The 11,597-nt window shown below is 72.0% G+C and carries 8 protein-coding genes and 1 pseudogene; 3 read left to right on the top strand and 6 right to left on the bottom strand.

Going from position 1 to position 11,597, the window contains the following annotated elements; translation table 11 throughout:
• Positions 1-55 precede the first annotated feature (55 nt).
• The gene (locus QTQ03_RS07585) at positions 56-1,030 is read left to right on the top strand and encodes an ABC transporter substrate-binding protein (protein ID WP_289277370.1); all 975 of its coding nucleotides are present in this window, start codon (positions 56-58) and stop codon (positions 1,028-1,030) included.
• Positions 1,031-1,144: 114 nt separating this feature from the next.
• On the opposite strand, the gene QTQ03_RS07590 is transcribed toward QTQ03_RS07585, so the two are convergent.
• From QTQ03_RS07590 to QTQ03_RS07605, 4 genes and pseudogenes are all read right to left on the bottom strand, one after another.
• Positions 1,145-3,376 (bottom strand): esterase-like activity of phytase family protein, encoded by a 2,232-nt coding sequence (locus QTQ03_RS07590; protein ID WP_289277371.1) that lies wholly within the window; start codon positions 3,374-3,376, stop codon positions 1,145-1,147.
• A gap of 472 nt (positions 3,377-3,848) precedes the next feature.
• Positions 3,849-5,402 carry a class I adenylate-forming enzyme family protein gene (locus QTQ03_RS07595; RefSeq protein WP_289277372.1) on the bottom strand — a complete coding sequence of 518 codons (1,554 nt, stop codon included), beginning with the start codon at positions 5,400-5,402 and terminating at the stop codon, positions 3,849-3,851.
• 217 nt (positions 5,403-5,619) lie between these two features.
• On the bottom strand, positions 5,620-5,811 hold the full coding sequence (locus tag QTQ03_RS07600; RefSeq protein ID WP_289277373.1) for a DUF397 domain-containing protein: 192 nt from the start codon (positions 5,809-5,811) through the stop codon (positions 5,620-5,622).
• A pseudogene (locus QTQ03_RS07605) lies at positions 5,802-5,987 on the bottom strand (Scr1 family TA system antitoxin-like transcriptional regulator); the annotation flags it as partial. The pseudogene QTQ03_RS07605 and the gene QTQ03_RS07600, both read right to left, overlap by 10 nt.
• Between QTQ03_RS07605 and QTQ03_RS07610 the strand changes: the two are divergent.
• Together QTQ03_RS07610 and QTQ03_RS07615 are read left to right on the top strand one after the other, a co-directional pair.
• The gene (locus QTQ03_RS07610) at positions 5,974-6,255 is read left to right on the top strand and encodes a hypothetical protein (protein ID WP_289281029.1); all 282 of its coding nucleotides are present in this window, start codon (positions 5,974-5,976) and stop codon (positions 6,253-6,255) included. The pseudogene QTQ03_RS07605 and the gene QTQ03_RS07610 overlap by 14 nt on opposite strands.
• The gene (locus QTQ03_RS07615; RefSeq protein WP_289277374.1) at positions 6,252-6,500 is read left to right on the top strand and encodes a flavin reductase; all 249 of its coding nucleotides are present in this window, start codon (positions 6,252-6,254) and stop codon (positions 6,498-6,500) included. The genes QTQ03_RS07610 and QTQ03_RS07615 overlap by 4 nt, the downstream gene beginning before the upstream one ends.
• 137 nt (positions 6,501-6,637) lie before the next feature.
• Here QTQ03_RS07615 and QTQ03_RS07620 read toward each other — a convergent pair whose 3' ends face one another.
• Together QTQ03_RS07620 and QTQ03_RS07625 are read right to left on the bottom strand one after the other, a co-directional pair.
• Positions 6,638-7,363 (bottom strand): DUF7158 domain-containing protein, encoded by a 726-nt coding sequence (locus QTQ03_RS07620; protein ID WP_289277375.1) that lies wholly within the window; start codon positions 7,361-7,363, stop codon positions 6,638-6,640.
• Entirely contained in the window at positions 7,360-11,556 is a 4,197-nt protein-coding gene (locus QTQ03_RS07625; RefSeq protein WP_289277376.1) for a glycoside hydrolase family 38 N-terminal domain-containing protein, read from the bottom strand. Before QTQ03_RS07625 ends, QTQ03_RS07620 begins: the two co-directional genes overlap by 4 nt.
• Positions 11,557-11,597: the final 41 nt, after the last annotated feature.

The following is an 11,597-nucleotide window of genomic DNA, read 5'->3' on the forward strand; positions in this document are numbered from 1 at the left end:
CGGCCGGGCACGCGGACCAAGGATCGACCGACGATTGATACGGAGGACGACAGTGATGAGATCTATGACCAGCAGAAGGGCGCGCCTGGCGGGCGTCTCGCTGTCCACGGTGGCGGCGCTCGCGCTCACCGCGTGCGGCGGGGCCAAGGTCGGCACCACGGAGGCCTCCGGCTCGGGCGACTGCGGCACGTTCACCATCGCGATCAACCCCTGGGTCGGGTACGAGGCGAACGCCGCCGTCATCGCCCACGTCGCCGAGACGGAGCTCGGCTGCAACGTGGTCAAGAAGGACCTCAAGGAGGAGATCGCCTGGCAGGGCTTCGGCACCGGTCAGGTGGACGCGATCGTGGAGAACTGGGGCCACGACGACCTCAAGAAGAAGTACATCGAGGACCAGAAGACCGCGGTGGACGCCGGGTCGACCGGCGTGAAGGGGATCATCGGCTGGTACGTGCCGCCGTGGATGGCCGAGAAGTACCCCGACATCACGGACTGGAAGAACCTGAACAAGTACGCCTCCCTGTTCAAGACCACGGAGTCCGGCGGCAAGGGCCAGCTGCTCGATGGTGACCCGTCCTTCGTCACCAACGACGAGGCGCTGGTCAAGACCCTGGGCCTGGACTACAAGGTGGTCTACGCCGGCAGCGAACCGGCGTTGATCCAGGCGTTCCGCCAGGCCGAGGAGAAGAAGACGCCGGTGCTCGGCTACTTCTACGATCCGCAGTGGTTCCTCTCCGAGGTCGAGCTGGTGAAGGTGAACCTGCCCGAGTACACGGAGGGCTGCGACGCCGACCCGGAGAAGGTCGCCTGCGACTACCCCGAGTACGACCTGGACAAGATCGTCAGCAAGGAGTTCGCCGACGCCAACGGGCCGGCCTACCAGCTGGTGAAGAACTTCAGCTGGACCAACGAGGACCAGAACGTGGTGGCCAGCTACATCGCCAAGGACAACATGTCGCCGGAGGCGGCGGCGAAGAAGTGGGTCGACGCCAACAAGGACAAGGTGGACGCCTGGTTGGCCAAGAGCTGACCTTTCAAGTACCGCCGTTCGGGTGGTGCCTGCGATCGCAGGCACCACCCGAACGTCTTTGTTGCTGCGTCCCCGCTCGGGAGCCCCCTTACCGGGGCTTACCCTCGCCGGCCGCTAGCGCAGACCCGGAACGTCGATGACGATCAGCTCGGTGTCGTCCGCCCGGCCGGGAATCCGGCCGTCGTTACCGGGGAAGTTGTTGTCGTTGGCCACCAGCACCCGGTCACCGGTCAGTGGCAGCACCGACTCCACGGACTGCAGGGGAAAGGAGAAGAGCGGACCGACGCCGTACTCGCCGGGGCGGGCCGGCGTGGAGACGCCGTCCGGGTCGGCGATCCGCATCAGGTCCACGGCGGTCCGCCGGGGCAGCGTCCCGTCCGCCGCCGCGTCGTCGAGGTCGGTCACCACCAGGCGCTTCACCTGCGACTGCGGACCCATCGCGTTGTCCCGCTCGATGAGCAGCAGCCGCCGCCCGTCGAGCAGCGCCGCGTCGCCCACCACGAGGGACGGGTCGTCGACCCGGAACGACCAGGTGCGGCCGGTGTACCGGTTGGCGCGCACGTCGAACTCGTAGACGACGCGGCGACGCTGGTCGGGGTCGTCGGTCTTCGCCCCCTCGAGGATCGGGTAGAGCGTCCACCCGTCCCGGCTGACCGCCATCGCCTCGAAGCCGCGGCTGGCCGGGACGGTGGGCGTCTCGGCTGCGGCCAGGTCCGGCGACTGCGGCGACTTGGCCCCGTCGGGCAGCGGGATCGGCGCCTGCAGCACCTTGCCGGTCCGATCGGTGCGGACCAGGTACGGGCCGAACTCCTCACCGATCCACAGGTCGCCGCGCGCGTCCCGGGCGAGCGACTCGACGTCGAAGTCGGCGCCGGTCAGCGGCCGATCGGCGGTGTTCTCGTTGACGATCGGGAAGGGCACCTTCCGGTCCGGGTCCCGGAAGCTGCGGAAGCCGCGGACGCGCACCTCGCCGGTCCGGTAGCGCGGCTCGATGTCGTACGCCCGCAGCAGGAAGTCCGCCGAGTTGTGCTTGGCACCGTAGCCGTTGTCCGGCATCGCCAGCAGCCGCCTGCCGGAGCGGTCGCCGGCCTTCGCCGGGATGACCGCGGAGAAGCCGGGAATGGGCTGGCCCGGGAACGGCGGCGTGATGCCGTTCACCGGCGTGGGGTCGAGCTGGGTGCCGGAGACCGGTCCCGGCTGGTACGCGGTGGCGGACAGCAGCGCCCGGCCCTTGAGCTCGGGCTCCGGGCGCAGCGCGACGCTCAGCGCGTACATCCGGGTGGTCTGTGCCGGGTTGGCGTTGTCGTCGGAGACGAGGTAGAGCAGCTGCCGCCCGCCGGGCAGCCGGCGGCCGAGCGCCATGCCCTCGATGTTGTCCAGCAGCGGGTTCGGCTGCGGCTGCTTGGCGCTGGCGCCCGACGGCGGACAGTCCGCGACGTCCACCAGGAGCTGCTTGCCGAGCCAGGCCCGCGGGTCGGTCAGCGTGGCCAGCGACTCCACACCGGAGGCGTCCGGCACACCGGTGGCGGAGACCCGGTAGACGCGGACCGTGTTGCCGACGCCGGCGGTGTAGCCACGCTCCAGGGCGAGCAACTGGTCACCGCCCAGCGCGACCAGCTCCACCAGACCCAACCCCGGGTCGGTCCGGTACGCGTACTGGGCGGTCGGGGTGTAGGCGCGGCCCTCCCGGCCGTCGTACCGGAGGATGCGCTGCAGCCCGCGGCCCTGGCTGTCGCGGCCGTCGGCGGAGAGCGGACCCTCCATGCCGGCGTAGAGCACCCGGTGGTCGGGCGTGGCGGCGAGCGCCTCGAAGGTCTGGTTCGGCGCGGCCTGGCCGGCCGGGGCGACCCGGAACCGGGCCGGCACCTCCAGCGCGGCCGTCTGCCGCCCGTCGGAGAGCCGGAACCGCCGGATCGACGGCTCGGTCTCCGAGCTGGCCAGGATGGTGCCCCGGCGTTCGGCGACCAGTCCTTCGCCGTCGAAGTCGGCGCCGGTGTACGGCGTGCCGTCCGGACGCTTCAGCACGGTCATGCTGCGCACGTCGACGGAGACGCCACGCCGGTCCGTAACGAGGTCGAGGCCGTACACCCTGGCCGGTGTCGTGCGGATGTTGTCGACGAGCGCCAGCGCACGAGACCGACCGGTCAGCGCCAGCGCGGACAGGCCGGACACGGCGGTGCCCTGGTAGCTTGCCTTGTCGAGGCGGTCCGAGAAGCCGAGCAGGCTGGCGTCGGGCGCGCACGGCGCGCCGCGGTGTGGGCCGCCGGGGCGGGACCGGTCCGCGGCGACCGCCGGGCCGGCGGAGAGGAGCACGACCGCCGTCGCGGCGAACGCGGCGGCCTTCATGCGTGTCGAGGAAGTAGTCACGGGCCGATCGAAACGACCCCCGTCCACGTCCCCGCGACGGCGGACCGAACGGTCCGTGAAAAGAGCGTGACCAACCCGGCCGGACCGCCTCCGCCCGGACTCCGTTGCCGGCCGTGAGGGGGTGTCGGGCGTGGCGACATGCCGGGAGGGCGGAACCGCCGCCCGACGACCGCCCGGTGCGAGCGGGGTCCGGCGACGCTCGTCGGCTCGGGCTACCGGCGGCCGGACCGCTTGACGAGGAGCACGACCAGGCCCCCGACGAGCACGGCGGTCACGACGACACAGAGCAGCACGGCGATGTGCCACGGCTTCAGAGCACCCATGCCGTGCACCGTACCGTCTAGGTCAATCCCTCTCCACCGAGGACACTGCCGCCGCCCCGGACCGACGGCGGCGGGCCCGTTCGGCGGCGGGCGGCGGGCCCGCGGCCGCCCTGGCGGCGTGCGGCTGATCAGTCCGGGTCGTGACCCGCGGCTGCCATCCGCTGGAGCGCCAGCCGGTCGACCTTGCCGGCGGGGTTGAGCGGCAGGTCCGCGACGAAGACGATGTCCTCCGGCGTCTTGTAGCCGACTCGTTGGCGAGCGAAGTCGACCAACGCGCCGGCGGTCGGGGGCTCGGCGTCGTCGGGCACCACGACGTAGGCACGAACGTTCTCGCCGTGCGTCGGGTCGGCAACTCCGACCACCCCGGCGGCGACGACGGCAGGGTGGTGGAGCAACGCGTTCTCCACCTCCTGCGGATAGATGTTCGACCCGTCGTGAACGATGATCTCCTTCCGCCGACCGCGGAACCAGAGATAGCCGTCATCGTCGACCGTCATCAGGTCACCGCTGTCGAACCAGCCGTCGCGGACAGCGGAATCCGTGGCGGCCTCGTCATTCCAGTACCCGGCCATCCGGGCCGGCGTGCGGATCCAGAGCCGGCCGACCTCGTCGGGCGGTACCTCGTCGCCGGTGTCGTCGCGCAGCGACAGGGCCACACCGGGCAGTGGCCGACCTACCGATCCCCGCACGGCTGCTTTCGACGGCGGGCTGAGTGCCACCGCTCCCACCTCACTGCACCCGTAGCTCTCGTGGATGGTGTGGCCGGTCAGCGTCTCGAACTCGCTGCTGAGCTCATCCGGAACCGTGTCACCGCCGGCTTGGCACAACCGCAGCGACGCGAAGTCGGCGCGACTGGCCTGTGCGGCACGGACGACCGAGAAGAGATGGACCGGAATCATACTCAGGATGGTGGGACGTTCCCGGCGCAGCAACGACAGGAGGTCGTCGGGATCGTAGAAGCGCTCGGCGACGAGCGTGCGAACACCAGCGGCGAGCGCGACGAAGGAGAACAGGTAGCCGACGATGTGGGACAGGGAGGAAGCGGGCAGCATCACGTCGTCGGGTGTGAACTCGTACCCGTCGACACAGGAGGTGATCATCGCCGCGAGGGACGCACGGGTGTGTGTCACCCCCTTCGGCCGGCCGGTGCTGCCGGAGGTGAAGAAGATCGCCACCGGGGCGCTGGGATCGTCGGAGGGAAGCGACGACGATCGTGCCGGGCCGACGAGGTCCTCGAACCGCCGCGCGCCGGTGTCGTCCCCGCCGTACCTGATCGTCCCGAGTCGCAACGCGGCGGCCTGGCGACTGGCGCGGACATCGGCGTCCCGCTCGGCGTGGACCACCAACGCGGAAGCGCCGCTCGTGGTCAGCGCGAAGTCGATCTCGGGCGGGGTGTACCGGTAGTTGAGCGGCACCGACACCAGACCCGCCTTCGCGCAGGCGAGATAGTGAATGACCAGCGCGTCGCGGTTGGGCATCAGGGACGCTATCCGGTCGCCCGGCCGCAGGCCGAAGTCCACGAACCCGACCGCGAGTCGCGTCGTGACGTCCTCAAGCTGCCGCCACGTCCAGCGCGCCGTCGTCGACACCAGGGCGTCACCGTCGGGCTTGGCATCAAGCCCGACCCGCAGGATCTCGGACAAACACACCGACCGATCCACCGGGCTCCCGGACAGCAGCATGGAACATCCTCCCAGGTCGGACGGTCTGAGACCGGAATCCACGGGCGACCTCAGGCTACGGAATTCAGGGCCGCGTCGAGGACGAACGACGCAGGAGGATCCTCTCGCCGGTCGACGCGGCGCGGCACGCCTCGGGTGACTACCGGCTCGCCGGGCGCCCGGTACGGCGAAGCGCCCGCCCCGACGTGGGGACGGGCGCTGTCGCGTGTCCGCGCGGTCAGGTCCGGTCGGCGACCTGGGCGACGAAGACCCGCCAGGCGGCCGGGGCGAAGACCAGGGCCGGCCCGGTCGGGTCCTTCGAGTCCCGGACGCCCACCGCGCCGGGTAGGTTGTCGGCGACCTCCACGCAGTTGCCGCCGTTGCCGCCGCTCTTCGTGCTCTTGCGCCACCGCGCGCCGGTCATGTCCATGCTCGTGCCGCTTCTTTCACGAGATCCAGGGTCCGCCAACGCGGCAGGGCCTCCCCGCGAATGCGTTCCCACCGTCGCTCCAGCGTAACAACGTCCGATGTCTGGTCGAGGATCTGTGCCCGCGCGGGGCTGTCGACGTGCGCCACCCGTGAGCCGTCCGGCGTGTCGCCTGCCGTGCGACTGCGTTCCTGGCGCTGCAACCCTGCCCCGCCCCCGCTCCCCCGGCGTATCCGGGGCGCGAACCTGCCGGCCGCGCCCTCCGCGCCGACCCGGCAGCTCCCGACCGTCCGACCGGGGCGCGTCGGCGGCCTGCCCCCGGCGCTGCGACGGCGGACCGACGGCGGCCACGAGATCCGCCCGAACCGGTCGGTCGCACCCCGCGAGCGGCACCGGGCGGTCCGGCTCGACGCCGCGACGGGAACCCACCCGGTGTGGGCCCGGTGAGGCGACGCGCGGCCGAGCATGTGCCCGCACGGCCCACCTGGCGCTGCCGCGCGTGCGGCATCGCCTGGCCCTGCTCACCCGCGAAGCTACGCCTGCTGGCCGAGTACCGCGACGACTGGACGGCCCTGCTGGTCTATCTGGCCACAGTGCAGGCCGAGGCCGCCGAGCAGCTCGCCGAGCGGGACGGCGGAACGCCGCCCGGCAGCCTGACCGAACGCTTCACCGGCTGGGCCCGCGCCCGATAGCCGATCCACCGACGGGTGCTGGCGACCACCTACCCGACCATCGACGCAGCGGGAGGTGCCTGACGGTCGCCCACTGTCCCCACCGGTCGCGTCGCCGCCCGAGACGCCGCTCCCCGAGCTGGCCCACCCTGCCGGCGTCAGTGTCGGTGGTGGTTGTCGGGCTGCTGGGGGTCGCCGGGATGCTCGAGGCCCGGTACCAGACGAAGCCGGTGCGCGCGGGCGTGGTCGAGCCATCGGACGAACACGGCACGACGCGCGGCGGCGATGATCCGGTCGGTCGGGTCGGGGGCCGGGTCGACCGACTCACGGCGGTCCCGGAGCACCACCGTCCACTCACCGGCGGTGACGGTGTCCCCTGGCGTGGCCGCGCGCAGGGCGGCCGTGAGCGCGGCCGGCAGCGTGTCCGGAGCCGCGTCGAAGTCGCCGTCCGCGGCGGACAGCCGCCACACGACGCCGGGCGGCCGTGGCCGCTTCGCGGCACGGTAGGCAGCGATCTGCGCCGTCGGCACGGTGACGTCCGCGGTCAGATTCTCGTAGAGGGCGCGGACGGCGGCGCAGCCCTCGAACGCCGCGGCGGTGATGGATCCCAACTCGACGGCGGCCAGTTGATCGAGCCGGGCGGGCGGGGCGCCCGTGACGTCGAGGCCCCGGGCGGCGGCTTCCGCCGTGCACAGCCGTTCCGTCAGGACCACCTGCGCCACCCAGCGGGTGAGCTGCCGGTCCTCGGCGCTTCCGGGGGCCGGCAGCGCCCCGGACCGCGGCCCGCCGCGCAGGGCGGCGAGCCGGCGGTCGAGTTCGGTGCGAGCCAGTGGCCGCCCGTCGAGCCAGCCCAGCACCGGCTCGTCGTGGTGGACGGCGGTCACGGCGCCAGCACCAGCTCGATGGTCGGGGCGTACTGGCAGCGGCCGAACCACATCACCTTCACCAGCGCCCAGTACCTCCCCGGATCGGCGTCCCGCGGCGGGGCGATGTCGAAGACGACCGTGTCGGATCCGCCCGCGGGCAGCGCCACACCGCGGATCGGCTCGGCCACGGCGTCCCAGGTGCCCCACGGGGAGACGAGCTGGAGTTCGGCCCTGATCTCCCCACGGGTCCGGTTACCGAGACGCACCCCGACGGTTGCCCGCTCTCCGGGGGTGACGGTGACCGAGGTGGTGGTGACGTCCACCGTGAGACCGGTGTCGCGTCCCGCCGCGGCGGTCGTCCCCTGCGCCGCGTCCCAGTCCTCCGGGACGTCCCCGGGCACGGGCAGCAGGGTGGGCAGCTCGCCGACGGCGACGGTCGCCACGTCCTCGATCGTCTGCCCGGCGTGCTCCACCCGCGCGGCGACGAAGTACAGCCCGGGTTCCACCCCGGCTGGTGGGGTCACGGTGGCGCTGAAACGCAGCTGGCCGTCGGCGTCGAGCCGGTACGGGCGGTTGCCCGGCGCGACCGTCCAGCCCTCCGCGGCGACGACGCTGACGGTCCCCTCGACGGCCGTGTCCCGCAGCTGCGAGGCGAGCACCACGGAAACCTCGACCGGGTCGCCGTCGGTCCGCAGCAGCCCGGGCGAGACGCCGACGGACACCGGCAGGTAGCCCATCGGCGCCGGACCGCGGTTGTGCAGCCAGTACCGGGCGTGCACCGGTTGGGCGATCTCGGTCTCCGGTCCGAGTGGCGGCTCGCCGCGCCGGCCAGCCGCCGGTATGCCGACGACGGTGGCGACCTGCGACCCGGCCAACCCGATCGAGTCGGCGAGCACGTCGCCACGGCGCTCCAGCAGGTCGGCCTGGTACCTCTCGGTGAGGGCCAGCGCGCCGGTCAGCGTCGCGGAGCGGCCGAGTCCGGTCGACTCCAGCAGGCGGAGACTCACCCCGTCCCTCGGGTCCGACGGCGCGGCGGTGCCGTGCGCGATCGGGTTCCCGGCGGGCTTGAGCGTCCCGAGCAGCACCTCCCGGGCGGGTTCCACCGCCAGGTACGAGTGCGTCGCCGGCACCGGTCCAGGGTGGTTGTCGGCGATCCGGGCGTACAACGGGTGGTTGAACTCCTGGCCCCGCGCGGGCAGCGTGAGTGCCCGCCAGTCACCGTCGCCACTGGTCAGCGCGTAGCTGAACTCGTGGGTCCAGTGCTGCAACTGGAACGACGCGCCGTCGGGCAGGGTCCGTTTGGGCGGGTCGATCCACACCCCGGACGGCCATCCGGTGCACGAACGCATCAGCGACAGGTGCAACGCTCCGGTGGCGTCGACGGCGAATCCGGGCAGCCCGTAGGTGAGCACCGCGACGGTGCGATCGGTCAGCCGCTCCGACGCCGGAACCGGACCGGGGCAGCAGGCCTGGATCCGGGCGTCGGCGAGATCCTCGGTCAGCGCGGCCACGTCCACCACGACGAGCGCCGGTAGCGCCCGCAGGTCACGAAGATCAGCGTTGGGCTGCCACATCTCGTGCAGCGGCTTCTCCGCGGGAACCCAGACCCGACCGTGCCGGTCAAGCGCGTCGGCGTAGTCCACGCCCGCCCGGTCCACCAGGTCCCGGGTGGCGTCGTTGGTCTGCGGCCCGCCGACGAGGATGCGGAAATCGGGCAGGTTCGAGTCGACGTCGAGCCAGCCGTACCGCGCCCAGTCGGCGCTGGCGGTCGTCGCGGTGACGCCGACGCGGGCGAGCGCGACGACGAGGTCCCGGGCGTCGGCTGCCTGGTCGAGCGTGGGCGTCACCACCTCGGCGACACCGAGCGCACGCTCACCCAGCGGGGAACCGGTGGCGTCGGACAGCGACACCCGGGCCGTGGAACTGAGCCCGAACCACGTGTTGGCCGGGTTGTCCAGGGTCCAGGGAGCTTCCGCCGCGTCGACGTCGGGGAGCGCGAATCCACGGCCGACCACGGCGGCGGCAACCTCCGACACGGGAAGCGCGCCGGGCAGGTCGACCGGGAACCGCACCCGCACCAGCCGGTCGGCGCCGGCGTAGTCGACGATGCGGGTACGGCAGTCCACGCGGCGGACGCCGTGCCACAGGGTGACGGTCTGCTCGTAGCCGATCCCGTCGACGCTGCCGGAGACCACCAGGCGGGCACCGATCGGGCTCGTCTCGGCGCGGACCGTCGCCGCCGTCGCCGTACTGCCGACGACCGGTCCCTTCGGGATCAGGTGCCACGGGCCCTCCCCGAAGTCGGGGTGGGCCGGGTACTCCTCGTAGACCCGCAGCTCGTTGCCGAGCTGGCCGGCGCGGATCAGCTCGCGGCCCGACGTCTTGTCGTAGACGCTGTCGAGTGTTCCGCCACGGGCAGGGTCGGCGGTGACCCGGTAGTGGGCGTTCTCGATCGCGGTACCGTCGACGGGCGTCCAGGCCGGTTCCGCGCTGGATTCGCCCGGCAGCAGCCGCCAGGTCCGCCACCCCAGCGCGGGGACGTCGGCGGCGTGGAACCGCAGCGTTCCCCGGTCGACGACGGCCGGTACCTCGGCGCCGGTGTCGTCGATCACCCGTCCGCCCCGGTGGCCGTCGGGAAGTCCTACCGACACCAGGTCGGAACGTTCGAAGGAGAGCGTGTTCGTGACGACGACCGGTGTTCCCTCGCCGGTGGTGTCGACCGTCGCGACGAGGACGTCCAACGCCCGGTCGCGTACGGAGGCCGCGAGGTCGTACGCCTCGCGCCAGCCGGAGAGCAGGTCGATGTAGACCTGGTCGGACTCCGATCCGGTGATCGCGTCGTGGTGGGCGCCGTAGGCGAGCTGCCGCCAGACCTTGTCGAGTGCGGCGTCGGGATACCTGCCGAGCCCTTCCAGGGCGGCCAGCGTCGCCAACTTCTCCGCGTCGACGGCGGCGACCTCCCCGGCGCGCTGCGCCTGCTTCGTGTCGATGTAGGAGACGTCCTTGCCGGTGTAGATCGGGTTCATGTCCCGCGTCTGGGGGCTGGGGCGGCGCCCGGCCGCGGCCAGTTCCGCGCGGACGGCGTCGAGGAAGTCCCGGGGGGTGCCGCAGACGAACCGGGGCCAGACGTACTTCGCGGCCCACGAGCGGTGGATCTCGGTGACCCACTTGTTCGGCGGTGTGTAGTCGGTGCCGACCGGCAGGAGGAGGTTCTTCGTCGCGCCGACCGGCTTGAGGCGCTGGTACAGCTCGTAGACGGCCTGTTCGGCGCTGGGCAGGTCGGCTGAGGAGTCCATCCACCAGCCGGCCGAGTAGTGGTGCGGCATGAAGTGGGTGAGGACCCCCCGGCCCGACGGAGAGATCCATTCGAACTCGCTCGGGAACTGCATGACCGTCGCGTCGTTCTTGGCCTCGCGGAAGTTCTTCTGGATCGGCCCCCACTGGTGGAACGGGCCGCGGGCCCACGCCGACCCGGTCAGTCCGGCGTCCGCGAGATAACCCGGGAACTGCGGGTCGTGCCCGAACACGTCCAGCTGCCAGGCCGTCTGCGGATCCCCGCCGAGGATGTCACGCTGGTACCCGATGCCGTAGATGATGTTGCGGATGGTGGTCTCGGCGCCGGTGAGGTTGGTGTTGGGTTCGTTGTAGGTGCCACCGATCAGTTCGACCTGTCCGCGTTCCAGCAGCAGCCGAAGGTCCGCCCGGCGCTCGGGATGCAGGTCGAAGTACGGCTTCAGGTAGTCGATCTCGGCGAGGACGAACTTGTACACCGGATCGCGCAGGGCGAGGTCCAGGTGCGCGTCCACCAACGCGAACCCGTTGCGCTCCCACAGCGGCCTGGTGGTGGCGTCGCCGGAGAGCAACTCCCACGGCGAGGTGTAGGCGGCCTGCGTGTTCCACCACACCGGGTCGTAGTGGAAGTGCGAGACGAGGAACATCGTCCAGCCCGGCTCGGCGACCACGAGCGTGGCCTCGACGGTCACGTCGCCGGCCGTGACGGTCACCGGCACCCGCGTGCCGGGGGTCACCTCGTCGATGTCCAGGGGTACCTCGACGACGCCCGCGCCGGTCGCGTTGCCGGAGACACCCCGCCCGGTGACGGTGACGGGAGCGGGCGGGCCGTCGAGCGTCACCCGGAGCACCTGGCGCGGGCGGTCCTCGGTGCCGACGAACAGGTCGGTGGACTCGACGGCGGAAATCGTGACCGGCACGGGTCATCCTCTCTGTTGGTACGCCCACCGGCGCGGACGGA

This window comes from Micromonospora sp. WMMA1363, from assembly GCF_030345795.1.
Classification (GTDB): Bacteria; Actinomycetota; Actinomycetes; order Mycobacteriales; family Micromonosporaceae; genus Micromonospora.